The following is a 16842-nucleotide window of genomic DNA, read 5'->3' as shown; positions in this document are numbered from 1 at the left end:
GGTGCAGGGGGAAAAGGAAGACAAATGGACCAGGAGCAGCCGGCGGCGCCGGAACAGTGGCGGGCCGTGGCGGCAGCGCTCGCGGACGAGCGCAGGCTTCGGCTGTATGCCCGGATCATCACGGCGGCCGAGCGCGGAACTCCGCTGGACGGACAGGCTCTGGAACCCAAGGAACGCAAATCACTGGCGGCCCTGCAAAAGGCCGGTCTCGTCTCCTCGGGTGCCTGCGACGTGCAACCGGCGGGCGGCGTGTTTGCCCGGCTGCTGGCCAGCGGCAAGGAGCCGCCCGAGACCTCGGCCCGGAGGTTCCTTGCGGACGGAAAAATCGCCGCGTATCCGCGGCGGCAGGCGGACCGGCTGGAGCTGCTCCACTACATCGCCGGGCATGTTTTCGAGTCCGCCCCGGCACCTGCCGACGCTCCTCCGGTGCTGAATGAACGCGGTATCACCGAACGCCTCGCGGAGTATTCGGATGATCCGGCCGCCGTTCGCCGCTACCTGGTGGACGAGGGCATCGTGTCCCGCAATCCGGAGGGTTCACGCTACTGGCTGTCTGCCCCGCGGCCGGCCGACGGCTGGGAATTCGCCGGCTGAGGAGCAGATCCGTTCGTGGCGCTAACCCGGCAGCTGCTCTGCTATTCCGACGTTCCCGCTTCGAGGATCGACACGATGGAGAAGAGCGTGAAGCAGACGGCTCCGAGCCCAACCAGCACGTGCGCGGGGACAAAGAACGCCGGGTCTGTGCCTTCGGCTTCAGAGAGGAACGCGGCGAAGAACAGGCAGGTGAGCGCTGTTCCGATGGGCATCAGCGGGATGCGATTGGCCAGGGCAAACGTGCGGCGCCAGACGAGGGCGAGCAACAGCACCTTCGACAGGATGCTGAAGCAGATCAGCCCGAGGCCGATCAGCACGCATCCCGGGGCCAGCCGGTAGGGCTCGTGCGAGCTGAACAGCACGAATAGTCCGAGCAGCACATTGACCGTGCCGGCGGCAGCGACCAGCCAGGGCCAGGCCAAACGTTCCCCATCGCTGAATTCGTTGCGCACCTGGCGCACGATGCTCGCGACCAGGCCGATCAGCGAGGTGCAGATCGCCGACAGGCCGATCAGGACGTGGCCGGCAACGAATCCGGGAGTGTCTCCGCGCATCAACAGGCCGATCGCAAGGGAGAAGCCGACGACGGCGGCCGCAACCGGAACTGCGAGCAGCACGGCGCCGACGGCGCGGGTGTGAGCACCTTCCGGCGGGCCGCCCTGAGGCTCGAGCAACTGTGCTGACTGGATGAGCGTGAATTTTGTGGACGCGGCCGCGACGGTGCTGACGCACGCGGCGATGAAGCCGACGCCGATCACAACGAAGCCCGCCGTGAGGTTCTCCGGGGTGTTGTCCCGGTTGGCCAGAACAATGCCCCAGATGACGGCGGCGGCAGCAGCCGCGTAGCCGGAGAGCGGCAGGATGATCTCCCACACGCGCCCATAGCGGTTGATGAGCTGCCTAATGATGGTGGCTGCCGTAGTGAACAGCGCATAACAGATGGCGGTCAGCCCGGCATTGACGTGTCCGGCGACGAAGTGATCGGGGTTGTCAGGCCCGGCCAGGATGTAGAGGCCAAAGGACAGGCAGACAGCGCCCATCAGAAGCGGTATGGCACGGAAAATGACACTTATTGCATGGTTCATGGCGTCCCCGAAGGTGATCCCCGTGCGGCTTCGACAGCATGGCCGGTCCGCGTGTAGTGCCAGTTTGCGCCTGTCCCAACCGGGGAGCAACGCCGGACCCTCGCAGCGCCGCGGACCGTTGACTCGGCAGGACGGTGGGCGTCGAATGGAAGTTGCAGCCCGACCGCCACCATCCGGCGGAAACTTCCAAGGAGGCGCCGATGGCCGCCAGTTTCACGCCCCACGGCGCAGTCGCCACCCACCCCGGAGCCCGAGCTGCCACGGACCTGGGCTCGCCGGCGTCGTCCTATCTGCTGGCCGGTCCCGACACCGCCGCCAAGCCGCCGCCGGGCGGGCCGGCATCAGGGGCGCAGTCCGGGGCCGGGGCAGGAGCAGGGCCGGCCGGAACCCCGTCAGGATCCCCAGCCGCGGGCCGGAGCGGATCGCCTCCTGCCCCGCCGGACGGCGGAGGGACGGCTCCGCATTCCCGCCGCCAGATCGTGCTGGTCTTCGCCGGCCTGATCCTCGCGGTGCTGATCTCCGCCCTCGACCAAACCATCGTGTCCACCGCTCTGCCCACCATCGTGGGAGATCTGCAGGGACTTGACCACCTGTCCTGGGTCATCACCGCCTACCTGCTCACCTCCACCATCGGACTGCCGATTTACGGCAAGCTCGGCGACCTGCTCGGGCGCAAGAACATCTTCATCTTCGCGATCGCTGTGTTCCTGATCGGTTCGGCGCTGTCCGGACAGGCCCGCAGCATGACCGAGCTGATCAGCTACCGGGCACTGCAGGGCGTGGGCGGCGGCGGCCTGATCATCGGCGCCCAGGCCATCATCGGGGACATCGTGCCCGCCCGCCAGCGCGGCCGGTACATGGGGCTGATCGGCGCTGCGTTCGGGCTGGCCTCGGTGAGCGGGCCGCTGCTCGGCGGCTACCTGACGGAGTACTGGTCCTGGCGGTGGGTGTTTTACATCAACCTTCCGCTGGGCGCCGTCGCGCTGGCCGTCATCATCACCTCGCTGCACCTTCCGACGCGGTCCGGCCCGCGGCCGCCGCTGGACTACCTCGGTGCCGTGCTGCTGGCCGTGATCAGCGCCGCGCTGGTGATGCTGACCAGCTGGGGCGGGACCACCTATGCCTGGACCTCCCCGACCATCCTGGGGCTGGGGGCCGCCGCCGCCGTCGGCGTGGCAGTTTTCATTCCGGTGGAACTGCGGGCCGCCGAACCGGTCCTGCCGCTGCGGCTGTTCAGCAACCGCAACTTCCTGGTCTGCACCCTGGTGGGGTTGTCAGTGGGGCTGGCGATGTTCGGCAGCATCTCCTATCTGCCCACCTTCCTGCAGATGGTCAACGGAGCCTCCGCCACCGTGTCCGGGCTGATGATGCTGCCGATGACAGCCGGCCTGCTGCTCACCTCCATTGGCACCGGCCAGTTGATCTCGCGGACCGGAAAGTACAAGATCTATCCCGTCCTCGGCGCCGCCGTCATGATTGTCGGGCTCCTGCTCCTCTCGCGGATCTCCAACACCACGCCGTACGGGTTCACCGCCCTGGGCATGTTCGTGCTGGGGCTGGGCATCGGCGCGCTGATGCAGAACCTGGTGCTGATTGTGCAGAACAGCGTGCCCGCCCGGGACATGGGCACCGGAGTGTCCTCGGCAAACTACTTCCGGCAGATGGGCGGCTCGCTGGGGATCGCCGTTTATGGATCCGTTTTTATCCAGCGGCTGAACGACCAGGTGGCCGACGCCCCGGAACAGGCCGCCGGTGCGCTCCGCAACGGAGTGAACTCGATCAGCCCCTCGGAACTGAAGGCATTGCCGGCGCCCGTGCAGGACTTTATTGCCCGCGCCTTCGGCGACGCCCTGCCGCCGATCTTCCTGCTGGGCATTCCGGCGCTGGCCGCGGGCCTGATCCTGACCCTGTTCATCCGGCAGATCCCGCTCTCGGAAACCTCCCGGGTGGAAGTGGAGGAAAATGTCTAGGCAAAGAACGCCCCGGCATCTGATGCTCCGGCCGCAGAACGGCCGGGAGGGCCGGGAGGCCATGATCCGCAAAGCACCGCCTGAAGAGATCGGCCAGCCCCGCGGGATGGGCCTGGTTTTTGCCGGCCTGATGCTGGCCGTGCTGCTGGCGGCACTGGACCAGACCATCGTGGCCACCGCCCTGCCAACGATCGTGGGGGAGCTCAACGGGCTCGAGCACCTGTCCTGGGTGGTGACGGCCTATATCCTGGCCGCCACCATCGGGCTGCCCGTCTACGGAAAGCTCGGTGACCTGTACGGACGGCGGACGATCTTCATTTTCGCCATTGTCGTCTTCCTGCTGGGGTCCGTGCTCTCCGGCCTGGCGCAGAACATGGGCCAGCTGATTGCCTTCCGCGCACTGCAGGGCGTGGGCGGCGGCGGGCTCATGATCGGCGCCCAGGCGATCATCGGCGATATCGTGTCTCCGCGCGAACGCGGCAAATACATGGGCCTGATCGGCGCCTCCTTTGGCCTGGCCTCGGTGGGCGGGCCGCTGCTGGGCGGCTGGATCACCGACTACTTCTCCTGGCGGTGGGTGTTTTACATCAACCTGCCCATCGGTGCCGTGGCGCTCGCCGTCATCGTTTCCTCCCTGCACCTGCCCAAACCTGCCGGCGCCAAGCCGAGGCTTGACTACGCCGGAGCTGCCCTGCTGGCCGTGGCCGGCGCCGCAGTGGTGCTTCTGACCAGCTGGGGCGGGACCCCACCTACGCCTGGTCCTCGCCGCAGATCCTGGGGCTGGCCGCCGTCGCTGCGGTGGCCGCGGCCGCAATCATCCCGGTGGAACTGCGGGCGCCGGAACCGATCATGCCTCCGCGTCTGTTCCGGATCCGGAACTTCGTGCTGCCGGTCCTGGTGGGCATCGCCGTCGGCATCACCATGTTCTCCACTATTTCCTATCTGCCCACGTTCCTGCAGATGGTCAACGGCGCCTCCGCCACAGTCTCCGGGCTGATGATGCTGCCGATGATGGGCGGGCTGCTGGTCGCCTCGATCGGCACCGGACAGCTGATTTCCCGGACCGGGAAGTACAAGATCTATCCGGTGATCGGCTGCGCTGTAATCATCGCAGGGTTGGTGATGCTCTCCCGGATATCGGCGGCCACACCGTATTCCTTCACAGCCGCCGGGATGCTGGTGATGGGTCTGGGCATCGGCTGCCTGCTGCAGAACCTGGTGCTGATCGTGCAGAACAGCGTGCCGATCCGGGACATGGGCACCGCCATTTCCGCCGCCAACTTCTTCCGCCAGCTCGGGGCGTCCTTCGGCATCGCCCTGTTTGGCTCGATCTTCATCAGCCGGCTGTCCGATCAGATGGCTGCAGCCCCGCCCGGCGCCGGGGACGTGGCGTCCGGCGGCATTAACTCGCTGAGCCCGGCCCTGCTCCGGACGCTGCCGCCGCCGGTACGGGACTTCATTGCCGAGGCGTTCGGCCAGGCCCTGCCGCCGATCTTCCTGCTGTCAGTCCCGGTGGCCGCTGCGGCCCTGGGGGTGGCCCTGTTTATCCAGGAGATTCCGCTGTCCAAAAAATCACGCGTGAAAACTGGCGGGGACGCGGCGGCGTAGCCGGCAGGGTGCTGCCCGGCCGGGCAGCCGCGGCCGTTGTCAGGGGAGGGCCGTACACTGGTGTTAATCGAATATATGTTCGAAGATTATCTCTCCGGACAACTACTGTCCGGACAACAGGGTCCGCTGGTGTGGCGGGCCAACCATGGAGGATGCAGGATCAAGTCCTGCAGTCCGCATCGGCGGGAGAGTGAACTGAAGTGGGTGTCTTCAGCGAAGCAGTAGAGGTGGTGTGTTCGCCGGCCGGACAGCCGCTGCGGTTGTCCTGGCAGGGGCACACCTACAAGGTGGCGGCGGACCCGGTGCGCTGGTACGAACGCCGGAACTGGTGGGACGAAGAAGCGCGGGCCGAACGCGGGCACGGTGCCGGACTGGTGGATTCGGAGATCTGGCGCATCCAGACCCGGTTGAACGCGCGCTCGCCGCTGCGCACGCTGGATGTCTCGCACGACATTTCCACCGGCCGCTGGCGCCTGATCCGGATCCATGACGCCCTGCGGGAAAGCGCCTAGAGTCCGTCCGCCATGAGCTTTTCCCATCTGCACGCCGCCACAGCCTTCAGCGCCCACTACGGGGTGTCCTGGCCGCAGGACCTTGCGGCAGCGGCCGCCGCCGACGGAGCCGACGCGCTGGCCTGCACCGACCGGGACGGGCTGTACGGAACCGTCAAGCACCTGCGGGCCTGCATGGACGCCGGAATTGATCCGATTGTCGGCGTGGACCTGGCGGTGCTCGGCGAACCGGGGCCGGACGGGGGGTCCGCCGTCACCGGGCGGGTGGTGGTCCTCGCGCACGGCCGCCGCGGCGGCGCCGGTTACCGGGCGCTGTGCCGGCTGATCTCGGACGCCCATGCCGGCACCTCGGCGTCCGCGGCCCGCAAAGGCAGCAAGCCGGTGGGGGTGACGCTGCAGCAGCTGGCCGCACACGCCGGCGGGACCGACCGGGAGGACCCGGTCCTGACCGTGCTCGTTGGCCCCTGGTCCGACGTCGGCATCGCCATGCGCAGCCGCAGCTACGCCGTCGCCCGCACGCTCTTCTCCCGCTGGCAGGCGGTGCTGCCGCGCCGGGCGCTTGCCGTGGAGGTGGTGACGCACCTCAGCGCGCCGGGCGCCAACCTCTGCCTCGCCCACGCGGTGCGGATGTTCCGGCTGGCCGATGAACTGCAGCTGCCGGCCGTCCTCACCAACGCCGTGCGCTACGTCGACGCCGACGGCGCCGCCACCGCCGACGTCTTGGACGCCGCACGGGCGCTGACGTCCATGGCCCGGCTGGCGGACCTGCAGCCCAACGGGCAGGGCTGGCTGAAGAGCGCCGGACAGATGAAGGCGCTCGCCCGGGAAATCAGCGCCGAGGCCGGCTACGGGGGAGCGGGGGCGGCCCGCCTGCTCCGCGACACCGAGGCGCTCGCCGATGCCTGCCGAATGGACCCGGTGGCGGACATGGGCTGGAAACAGCCGGTGGTTCCGGAGGCATCGGTGATCGGGATCGATTCCGAACCCATGGCCGAGCTGGTCCGCCGCTGCGAGGCGGGCATTGGGCGCAGGTTCCCGGCCGCCGGCGCGGCCGCCGATGCGCGCCTGCGCAACCGGCTGGCCCACGAACTGGGCATCATTGAACGGCTGGGCTTCGCCGCCTACTTCCTGACCGTCGCCGAGGTCTCGTCAATGATCACCGGCATGGGGGTGCGCGCCGCGGCCCGCGGCTCGGGAGCCTCCTCGCTGGTGAACTATCTCCTCGGCGTCAGCCACGTGAACCCGCTGGCCCATGACCTGATCTTCGAACGCTTCCTCTCGCAGGACCGCTCCACCCTGCCGGACATCGACATTGACGTCGAAAGCGCGCAGCGGCACAACGTGTATCACCGCATCTTCGAACGGTTCGGCGCCGAACGCGTCACCCTGATGAGCATGCAGAACGGCTATCGTGCCCGCGGGGCGGTGCGCGACGCCGGCATGGCGCTGGGGCTGCCCGAAGAAGACATCGGAGCCGTGGCCAAACAGCTGTGGCGCTTCTCCGCCCGGAAGTTCCGGGAGGCGCTCGCGGAAAAGCCCGAGCTGCGGGAGGTCGCGGAACGGGTCGAGGGCAACCGGCAGCTGGATCTGCTGGTGGATCTGACCGAACGCCTGGACCGGTTGCCCCGGCACATTTCCATGCACCCGTGCGGAGTAATCCTGGGGGATGCGTCGCTGCTGGACCGCACGCCGGTGCAGCCGTCCGGCCTGGGCCTGCCCATGTCCCAGTTCGACAAACACGACATGGATCCGATGGGCATGCTCAAGCTCGACGTGCTGGGCGTGCGGATGCAAAGCGCCATGGCGTACGCCCTGCAGGAGGTGCGGCGGCTTCATCCGACCAAGGCGGACACCGTCGCCGCCGGTGCCCATCCGGCCGGGCCGGACGGGCAGGGCCCGGACTACGTGCACGAGGACGGCTCCATCGACCTCGACGCCGTGCCGCTGGACGATGCGCCCACCTACGACCTGATCTGCAGCACCTACACCCTGGGCTGCTTCCAGATCGAGTCCCCGGGCCAGCGCGAGCTGATCGGCAAGCTCGCTCCCCGGGAGTTCAACGATCTGATCATCGACATCTCGCTGTTCCGGCCCGGGCCGATGAAATCCAACATGGTCCGCCCGTTCCTGGAACACCGGCACGGCTGGTCACCGGAGGTGTATCCGCACGAGGCGTTGCGCCCGGTCCTGGCCGAAACCCACGGCGTGACAGTGTTCCACGAACAGGTGCTGCGGACCTTCGACGTGTTCACCGGCTGCGGCCTGGCCAAGGCCGATGTGCTGCGCCGGCTGCTGGGAAATGAGGACGCCGAAGCCTCGGTGGAGGACTTCTTCCGGACCGAGGCAGCCAAGCGCGGCTACGGCGATCAGGTCATCGGGAAGGTCTGGGACACGCTGAAGGCTTTCGGCAGCTTCGGTTTCTGCAAGGCGCACGGAGCCGCGTTTGCCGTGCCCACCTACCAGTCGGCCTGGCTGAAGGCACACCATCCCGAGGCGTTCCTTGCCGGCATCTTTGAACACGATCCGGGAATGTATCCGCGGCGGTTGCTGGTGGCCGAAGCCCGCCGGATGGGCATCCCCATCCTGCCGCTGGACATCAACCGCAGCGGTGCCCAGTACCGGGTGGAACGGGTGCCGGCGGTTCCGGCCTCGCCCGGGCATCCGGCCCGGCCGGAAAAACTGGGCATCCGGCTGAGCCTGGCCGGGATCTACGGACTCTCGGCCGCTGAACTGCGGCGCATCGCCGCCGGCCAGCCCTATGATTCGCTGGCCGATCTGCGCGCCCGCGCCAAGGTCGGACGGAGAACCCTGATCCGGCTGGCCGCCCTGGGCGCCTTCGACTCCCTGGCGAAAGGCACCGGTACAGCGGCCTCCCGGGCCGATCTGCTGCACCACCTGGACCTGGCTCCGCCGCGGAGCGCACCGCGGAAATACGATCCGATTCCCGGCCAGCTCGCGTTGCCGCTGGGCGACACCGAACTGGAGAACCTGCCCGCCGAACTGCCCGAACCGACGCTGCGCGAAAAGGTGCGCACCGAACTGGACCTCCTGTCAGTGGACGTCAGCGCCCACCTGATCGACAGCTATGGCCCGCTGCTGGCGAAGCTGGGCGTGACCAAGGCCCGGGACCTAATGGAGCTGCGCAACGGTACCGAGGTGCTGGTGGCCGGGATCCGGGTGGCCACGCAGACGCCGCCCATGCGCGGCGGCCGCCGGGTGGTGTTCATCAGCCTCGACGACGGCACCGGCTGCGTCGACTGCACGTTCTTCACCGAGGCGCAGGAAAAAACCGGTCCGCTGCTCTTCGGAACGCAGCTGATGCTCGTTCGCGGCCTGACCCGCCGCACCGGGCCGCGCGGGATCAGCATGCAGGCGCTGGAGGCCTGGGACCTGAATGACACCGCCAACCTGCCCCGTCTCCAGCGCGGCAGGTTGGTGGGGCCCAACTACAGCGGATAACATCGAAGGGGCGCAGAAGGAGCCGGTCACCTCTTGACCGGCCCGCAGACGCCGTACAAACCAAATCTAGGAGACAACCGTGTCAGTGCCAGAACAGTTCACCCTCATCGTCGACGGCGAAGAGACCACGGTGGATACTGGCACCACAGGTGCACAGCTGTTCTTCGACCGCCGCGACGTCGTCGTCATGCGCGTGGACGGCGTCCTGAAGGACCTGGACACCGAGCTGGCCCCGGGTGCTTCCGTGGAGTCCGTGACCATCGACTCCGAAGACGGACTGAACGTGCTGCGCCACTCCACCGCGCACGTCATGGCCCAGGCCGTGCAGCAGCTGCGTCCGGACGCCAAGCTGGGCATCGGCCCGTACATCAAGGACGGCTTCTACTTCGACTTCGACGTTGCCGAGGCGTTCACGCCGGAGGACCTGAAGACCCTCGAGAAGATGATGCAGAAGATCATCAACTCGAACCAGAAGTTCGCCCGCCGCGTGGTGTCCGAAGACGAAGCCCGCGAAGCCATGGCCAACGAGCCGTACAAGCTTGAGCTGCTGGGCAAGAAGGACGGCGCCGACGAAGCCGGCGAGGGCGCGAACATCGAGGTCGGTGCCGGCGAGATCACCATCTACGACAACGTGGACCGCAAGTCCGGCGACGTCGTCTGGTGCGACCTTTGCCGCGGCCCGCACCTGCCCAACACCAAGCTCATCTCCAACGCCTTCGCGCTGACCCGTTCCTCCGCCGCCTACTGGCTGGGCGACCAGAAGAACCAGCAGCTGCAGCGCATCTACGGCACCGCGTGGCCCACCAAGGACGCGCTGAAGGCCTACCAGGAACGGCTGGCCGAGGCCGAGCGCCGCGACCACCGCAAGCTGGGCACCGAACTGGACCTGTTCTCCTTCCCGGACGAGCTGGGTTCCGGCCTGCCGGTGTTCCACCCCAAGGGCGGCATCATCCGCAAGGCGATGGAGGACTACTCCCGCCAGCGGCACACCGAGGCCGGCTACGAGTTCGTCTACACCCCGCACATCACCAAGGGCCACCTGTACGAGGTCTCCGGCCACCTGGACTGGTACCGCGACGGGATGTTCCCTCCGATGCACGTGGACGAGGTCACCGATCCGGAAACCGGCGCGGTCATCAAGCCCGGCCAGGACTACTACCTGAAGCCGATGAACTGCCCCATGCACAACCTGATCTTCCGCTCCCGCGGACGGTCCTACCGCGAACTGCCGCTGCGCCTGTTCGAATTCGGTTCCGTGTACCGCTACGAGAAGTCCGGCGTCATCCACGGCCTGACCCGCGTGCGGGGCATGACCCAGGACGACGCCCACATCTACTGCACCCGCGACCAGATGAAGGACGAGCTCACCAGCACGCTGAAGTTCGTCCTTGACCTGCTCAAGGATTACGGCCTGGATGACTTCTACCTGGAACTGTCCACCAAGGACCCGGAGAAGTACGTGGGCTCCGACGACGTGTGGGACGAAGCCACCCGCACCCTCGCCGAGGTTGCCGAAGCCTCCGGCCTGGACCTGGTCCCGGATCCGGGCGGAGCGGCCTTCTACGGCCCGAAGATCTCCGTCCAGGCCCGCGACGCCATCGGCCGCACCTGGCAGATGTCCACCATCCAGCTGGACTTCAACCTGCCCGAGCGCTTCGAGCTCGAGTACCAGGCCGCCGACGGCAGCCGCCAGCGCCCGGTCATGATCCACCGCGCCCTGTTCGGTTCCGTGGAACGCTTCATGGCGGTGCTCACCGAGCACTACGCCGGCGCGTTCCCGGCCTGGCTGGCTCCGGTGCAGGTGGTCGGCATTCCCGTGGCTGAGGCGTTCAACGATTACATGTTCGACGTCGTCGACAAGCTCAAGGCCCAGGGCATCCGCGCCCAGGTGGACACCGGCACCGATCGGTTCCCGAAGAAGATCCGCACCGCGTCCAAGGACAAGATCCCGTTTGTCCTGATCGCCGGGGGCGACGACGCCGATGCCGGCGCCGTGTCCTTCCGCTTCCGGGACGGCAGCCAGGACAACGGCGTGCCGGTTGAAGAAGCGGTGAAGCGGATCGTCGAGGCCGTTCGGAACCGGGACAAGTAAGCGGTCCCGGGCGAAGCGGCGGGGGAGCAGGAGTGCAGATGGATAACAGCAGCCAGGACGACGGCGGCAGTCCCTACCCGGGCGACGCCGGCGTCACGGATTCATTCGAGCTTCCCGGGGTGCCGGATTCCTTTGCACGCCTGTGGACTCCGCACCGGCTGGCATATATCAAGGGCGGGCAGGAACAGGTCTCCTCGGAGCACAACTGCCCGTTCTGCGCCGCTCCGTCCCGTTCGGACGAGGAGTCGCTGATTGTGCACCGCGGCAAGCATGCCTTCGTCATCCTGAACCTGTTTCCGTACAACGCCGGGCACCTGCTCGTCTGCCCGTACCGGCATGTGCCGGACTACACGGACATCGACGAGCAGGAAACCGCTGAAATTGCCGCGCTCACCCAGACCGCCATGCGCGTGCTGCGGAAGGTGTCCAATCCCAGCGGTTTCAACCTCGGCATGAACCAGGGCGTCACCGGGGGAGCGGGCATCGCCGCGCACCTGCACCAGCACATCGTGCCGCGCTGGGGTGGAGACGGCAACTTCCTGCCGATCATCGCGCAGACCAAGGCCATCACCCAGACCCTCGGCGATGTCCGCCGGCAGGTGGCCGACGCCTGGCCGCAGGCCGCGGCAAGTGAGGACTGAGCGGTGCTGAACAAATACGCCCGCGGCTTCTTCACCGGACTGTTCACGCCGCTGGCTGCCTGGCTGCTGAAGCGGGGCGTCACTCCCGACGCCGTGACGATCCTGGGCACCCTGGGCGTGATGATCGGCGGGCTGGTCTTCTATCCGCTGGGCGAGCTGTTCTGGGGAACCCTGTTCATCACGGCGTTCATCTTCTCCGACGTGATTGACGGCATCATGGCGCGGCAGCAGGAGCGCACCGGGAAATGGGGCGGGTTCCTCGATTCCACCCTGGACCGGTTTGCCGACGGGGCCCTGTTTGCCGGTGTCAGCATCTGGTTCTTTACCGGCGGCGACAACGACGCGATCGGCGTTGCAGCCATCATCTGCCTGGTCCTGGGCATGCTGGTCTCCTACATCCGCGCCAAGGCCGAGTCCCTGGGGTTCAACGCCAACGTCGGCATCGCCGAACGCGCTGAACGCCTGGTCTCGCTGCTGGTCGCCACCGGCCTGGTGGGGCTGGGCGTTCCCGAAGTCCTGCTGCTTGTGGTCCTGGTGGCGCTGTGTGCGGCCAGCTGCGTGACGATCATCCAGCGCATGAGCGCCGTGCACCGGCAGGCCCAGCTGGGCAACCCGGCCGCCTAGCCGCACCAGTTCCGGCAGCCCGCTCCATCCGTTGTACAGATAACGGGCTCATTCCGGCACGCCGCCCCATCCGTTGTACAGATAACGGGCTCATTCCGAGCTGATAAGACCGTTGCCTGTACTACGGACGGCGGCTGCCGCCGGATCTTCCGGGAAGGCCTGCAGTGTCAGCGCAGGTCCAGGGTCAGCTGCTGGCCGCGGCCAATCAGCTCGAAGCCCCGGGCTGCACAGAGTTCGGCGCCCAGCGGAGCGGCATTGATCGCCAGCCGGTTCGCGCCGGCGGTGGCCGCAACAGTGGCGGCCCGGCTCAACAGCGCCGTCCCGTAGCCCTGGCGACGGCTGGACGGGCCCACGGCCAGGCCAAAGATGCCTCCCAGAGATTTTCCCGGCTCCTCCGCGGCGGGCACGTACACCCAGGCCCGGCCGGTGAGTTTCCCCTCACCGCGCGTGGTCAGGTGCCAAGCGGTGCGGGGATGGCCGCGCCCGGCGGCGAGCTCTTCGGCGTCGGGCCCTGACACCTCGGCGGGCTCCGGATCGATTGTTGCAGCCGCTGCGCTGTACTGCTGCGGCACGTCAACCGGGGCGCTCATCCACAGCGGCTGCGGGCCGCGGCGGAAACCGAAGGCCTCCAGCGGTGCGTAACCCACCGCGTTGTTCAGCCAGACGGACACACTCTGGGCGCCCAGCCGCATGCCTTCGGTCAGGCCGGGACGGATCCCGGCAGGGGAAATCCGCTGCGGATACAGCAGCACCAGCTGCCGCCGTGCCGGCAGCCAGACCCACTCCGCTTCATGCGTGGAGAAGGTCCGGCCGCCGGTGACGCCGGCCAGTTTCTTAAGCCAGTCCTGGTGAAGGTCCTGACAGGCAGCAATGGTCACCATCGCGGATCAGGCCAGCCCGCGGCGGTGCAGCAGCGGCTCAATGGCGGCTTCGCGGCCCCGGAAGTTCCGGAAAGCCTGCAGCGGGTCGATGCTGTTGCCCCGCGCGAGCAGCTCAAGGCGGAACCGGTCGCCGTTTTCGCGGGTCAGCCCGCCGTTCTCCTTGAACCACTCCACCGTGTCGGCATCCAGGACCTCGCTCCAGATGTAGGCGTAGTACGAGGCCGCGTAGCCGCCGGCGAAAATGTGCTTGAAATAGCCGGACCGGTAGCGCGGCGGCACCAGGTCCAGGGCGACGCCGGCCCGGCTCAGGGCGTCGGCCTCGAACTGCTGCGGATCGGCCACCGTCTCTCCCGGGGCAAGCTCGTGCCAGGCCAGGTCCAGCAGGGCCGAGCCGAGGTACTCGGTGGTGCCGAAACCCTCGCCCCAGGTGGACGCAGCTTCAATCTTGTCGATGGTTTCCTGCGGCAGCGGCTCGCCGGTGACGTGGTGCCTGGCAAAGTTGGCCACGACCTCGGGCCAGAGCATCCACATCTCATTGACCTGCGAGGGGTACTCGACAAAGTCCCGGGGGACGGCGGTGCCGGAGAACTGCGGATAGGTGACGTCGGAGAACAGGCCGTGCAGCGCGTGGCCAAATTCGTGGAAGGCCGTGACGACCTCGTCGAAGGACAGCAGCGTCGGTTCGCCGGCGGGCGGCTTGGGAATATTCAGGTTGTTTATCACCACAGCCTGCGTTCCCAGCAGCGCCGACTGGTGCACGAGGGAGTTCATCCAGGCGCCGCCGGCCTTGGTGTCGCGGGTGTAGTAGTCGCCCAGGAACAGGCCGAGGGCTGAACCGTCGTCGTTCTTCACTTCCCAGACGCGGACATCCGGATGGTAGCCGGTGAGGTCCGGCCGCTCGGTGAAGGTCAGCCCGTAGAGCCGGTTGGCGGCATAAAAGACGCCGTCGTTCAGCACCCGTTCCAGTTCAAAGTAGGGACGGAGCGCCGAGCGGTCCACGCTGAACTTCTCGCGGCGGACCTGTTCGGAATAGTAGGACCAGTCCCAGGCGGCGAGCTCGTCAATGCCGTCCCGGCGGGCGGCCTCGCGCAGCAGCTCCGCTTCGGCGCGGGCATTGCGGACCGCCGGCGGAGCCAGCTGGTCGAGCATTGAGTGGATTGCGTCCAGTGACGGAGCGGTCTGGTTGTCGGTGGCGAACTCGGCGAGGTTGGCGAAACCCAGCAGGGCGGCCCGTTCGGCACGCAGGGCCGCCATTTCGGCGGCGAGGGCCAGAGTGTTGTCGTCGTTGTCGCGGAATCCGCGGTTCAGCGACGCCTCGAGGAGCCGGCGGCGGGTTTCCCGGTTCGTCAGCGAGGCCAGGGCTGGCTGCGAGGTAGGCAGGACCAGGGACAGCAGGTAGCTGCCCTCGGCGCCGGCTTCTGCGGCGGCCGCGGCGGCTGAGGCAACGTCATCAGCGGAAAGCCCGTCCAGTTCGGCAGCGTCCGCCAGGAGCAGCGCCGAATCGTTGGTGTCCCGAAGCAGTTTCTGGGCATAGTCGGTGCCCAGCACCGACAGGCGGGAGTTCAGTTCGCGCATGCGGGCCTGGCCGTCGTCGTCGAGCCGGGCTCCGGCGCGGATGAAGCTGCGGCGGTACTCGTCCAGGAGCCGCGCCGATTCGGCGTCCAAACCTTCGGGGGACACTGCTTCAAGCCGCGCCCAGAGGGCTTTGTTGAGGTAGATGCTGTCCTCGTGGGCGGCCAGCTGCGGTCCCACTTCCTGCTGGATGGCCTGCACCTGGTCCGTGGCGTCCGCCGCGGTGAGGGTGAAGAACGCAGAGGCCGTCCGCGCCAGCGTCTGGCCGGCCAGCTCCATCGCGGCTACCGTGTTGGTGAAATCGGGTGCCTGCGGGTTGGCCAGAATCGCATCGATCTCGGCAAGCTGTTCCTCGAAGCCGGCTTTGAAGGCGGGCAGGAAATCATCAGGGGTGATCTCCTTCCACGGCGGCAACTGATAGGGCAGCGTACTGGTGCTCAGGAAAGGGTTACTCATAAGGGTCAAGACTCGCACATGCGCGGTGAGGCGAACAACCGAAACGCCGTCGTACGCTTGCTCCGGCTGCGCGGTGCGGTCTTCAGGAGGGCGGGAGCGATCATGGGTGCACGCAGATTTGGGTTCACGGCTGTACTGCTGCTGGTGCTGGCGGCCGGATGCTCCCCGGGAACCTCCGACCCGGTGCCCTCCGAACCGGCGCAGTCCTCGGAACCGCGCATCTCTTCGGACGCCGCGACGGGGACCGCGGCACCGTCGCCCGCTGCGGTTCCCGAACCGACTCCCGGCCTGGGCGCGGGCTGTGCGGCCGTGCGGTGCTTTTCGATGATGCTGGCCGGAGATCTGCTGGTGCATCCGCAGCTGTGGGCACAGGCCGAGACCGACGCGGCGGCCTCCGGACGGAAGCCGCTGGACTTCAGGCCGCTGCTCGAAGGCAAGCGGGCCTACCTCGACCGCGCTGACCTGGGCATCTGCCACATGGAAACACCCGTTGCGGAGGCGCAGGGGCCCTACGCCGGTTATCCGCTGTTCAACGTTCCGCCACAGATCCTGTCCGCCGCTCAGGACGTAGGGTATGACGCCTGCACCACGGCCAGCAACCACACCGTCGATGCCGGGACCGCGGGCCTGAACCGCACCCTGGCCGAGCTGGATGCCCTGGGGCTGGAACACACCGGTTCCTACGCCTCGGAGGCGGACGCAGCGAAGCCGATGATCCTGGAGGCCCCGGCGGCGAAGGTCTCGGTGATCGAGGCGACCTACGGGTTGAACGGCATGAGCGCCGAGTTCGACTGGCAGGTGGATCTGCTGGATCCGGCGGACATGATCGCCCGGGCGCAGGCCGCGCGGGCCGCCGGCGCCGACGTCGTGGTGGGGGCGGTCCACGCCGGCGATGAATACGCGTCGGTGCCCAACGCGCAGCAGATTGAAACGGCGCATGCCCTGGCCGACAGCGGCGAGTTCGACTTCATCTACGGTCACCACAGCCACTCGGTGCTGCCGATCGAAAACTACAACGGCACCTGGATTGCGTACGGGCTGGGCAACGCCGTCACCGAACTCTCGCCCTGGTATGACGTGAACAATGAAGGACTGATCCTGCGCGCGCAGTTCGGCCAGGACGACGTCGGCGGCTGGAGCGTCACGGATCTGGCCTGGGCTCCGTCGGTGATTGTCAGTGACCCCTACCGCTGGTGCTCCGTGGCGGCTGACCGGCCGCAGGGCGCGTGCGCTTCGGAAAGCCAGGCGGCGGCGGTGCGGGCCCGGACCATCGGCGTCGTCGAGTCCATGGGAGCGGCCGAGGCCGGTGCCCGCGAGTGGCTGGTCAGCGCGGAGCCGGCGCCCTGAC

Annotated in this window: 13 protein-coding genes; 10 read left to right on the top strand and 3 right to left on the bottom strand. The window is 67.7% G+C overall.

The window, feature by feature from the left end; genetic code table 11:
* The first annotated feature begins 24 nt into the window (after window positions 1–24).
* A complete protein-coding gene (locus tag QNO08_RS10845; protein WP_229965478.1) occupies window positions 25–594 on the top strand; it encodes a DUF2087 domain-containing protein in 570 nt (189 codons plus the stop codon).
* Window positions 595–635: 41 nt separating this feature from the next.
* Here the strand turns inward: QNO08_RS10845 and QNO08_RS10840 are convergent, their stop codons facing one another.
* Window positions 636–1679 carry a DUF2776 family protein gene (locus QNO08_RS10840; protein WP_229965479.1) on the bottom strand — a complete coding sequence of 348 codons (1044 nt, stop codon included), beginning with the start codon at window positions 1677–1679 and terminating at the stop codon, window positions 636–638.
* 200 nt (window positions 1680–1879) lie between these two features.
* Between QNO08_RS10840 and QNO08_RS10835 the strand changes: the two genes are divergently transcribed.
* The 8 genes from QNO08_RS10835 to pgsA all read left to right on the top strand — a co-directional run bounded on the left by QNO08_RS10835 (window position 1880) and on the right by pgsA (window position 12585).
* Window positions 1880–3649 carry an MDR family MFS transporter gene (locus tag QNO08_RS10835; RefSeq protein ID WP_229965480.1) on the top strand — a complete coding sequence of 590 codons (1770 nt, stop codon included), beginning with the start codon at window positions 1880–1882 and terminating at the stop codon, window positions 3647–3649.
* Window positions 3642–4646: an MFS transporter gene (locus tag QNO08_RS10830; protein WP_502866863.1), complete on the top strand. Its 1005-nt coding sequence runs from the start codon at window positions 3642–3644 to the stop codon at window positions 4644–4646. Before QNO08_RS10835 ends, QNO08_RS10830 begins: the two co-directional genes overlap by 8 nt.
* Entirely contained in the window at window positions 4532–5257 is a 726-nt protein-coding gene (locus QNO08_RS10825; protein WP_502866862.1) for an MFS transporter, read from the top strand. Before QNO08_RS10830 ends, QNO08_RS10825 begins: the two co-directional genes overlap by 115 nt.
* Before the next feature lie 200 nt (window positions 5258–5457).
* On the top strand, window positions 5458–5769 hold the full coding sequence (locus QNO08_RS10820) for a DUF6504 family protein (protein WP_229965483.1): 312 nt from the start codon (window positions 5458–5460) through the stop codon (window positions 5767–5769).
* Window positions 5770–5781: 12 nt separating this feature from the next.
* The gene (locus QNO08_RS10815) at window positions 5782–9228 is read left to right on the top strand and encodes a DNA polymerase III subunit alpha (RefSeq protein WP_229965484.1); all 3447 of its coding nucleotides are present in this window, start codon (window positions 5782–5784) and stop codon (window positions 9226–9228) included.
* Between the two features lie 79 nt (window positions 9229–9307).
* Window positions 9308–11320: a threonine--tRNA ligase gene (thrS, locus tag QNO08_RS10810; RefSeq protein WP_229965485.1), complete on the top strand. Its 2013-nt coding sequence runs from the start codon at window positions 9308–9310 to the stop codon at window positions 11318–11320.
* Window positions 11321–11358: 38 nt separating this feature from the next.
* Complete coding sequence (locus QNO08_RS10805) at window positions 11359–11961, top strand: HIT family protein (RefSeq protein WP_229965487.1); 603 nt, start codon at window positions 11359–11361, stop codon at window positions 11959–11961.
* Between the two features lie 3 nt (window positions 11962–11964).
* Window positions 11965–12585: a phosphatidylinositol phosphate synthase gene (gene pgsA / locus QNO08_RS10800; RefSeq protein ID WP_229965489.1), complete on the top strand. Its 621-nt coding sequence runs from the start codon at window positions 11965–11967 to the stop codon at window positions 12583–12585.
* Between the two features lie 167 nt (window positions 12586–12752).
* On the opposite strand, the gene QNO08_RS10795 is transcribed toward pgsA, so the two are convergent.
* Complete coding sequence (locus tag QNO08_RS10795; protein ID WP_229965490.1) at window positions 12753–13466, bottom strand: GNAT family N-acetyltransferase; 714 nt, start codon at window positions 13464–13466, stop codon at window positions 12753–12755.
* 6 nt (window positions 13467–13472) lie between these two features.
* Window positions 13473–15494, bottom strand: a complete 2022-nt coding sequence (locus tag QNO08_RS10790) for a M3 family metallopeptidase (RefSeq protein ID WP_229965491.1) — start codon at window positions 15492–15494, stop codon at window positions 13473–13475.
* Window positions 15495–15596: 102 nt separating this feature from the next.
* Here QNO08_RS10790 and QNO08_RS10785 point away from each other — a divergent pair, with 102 nt between their 5' ends.
* Window positions 15597–16841: a CapA family protein gene (locus QNO08_RS10785; protein ID WP_229965492.1), complete on the top strand. Its 1245-nt coding sequence runs from the start codon at window positions 15597–15599 to the stop codon at window positions 16839–16841.
* Window position 16842: the final 1 nt, after the last annotated feature.

Origin of the sequence: Arthrobacter sp. zg-Y820, from assembly GCF_030142155.1 — a bacterium.
Lineage (GTDB): Bacteria > Actinomycetota > Actinomycetes > Actinomycetales > Micrococcaceae > Arthrobacter_B.
Note: the sequence above shows the minus strand (reverse complement) of the source record. Positions and strands in the feature narration are given on the sequence as shown.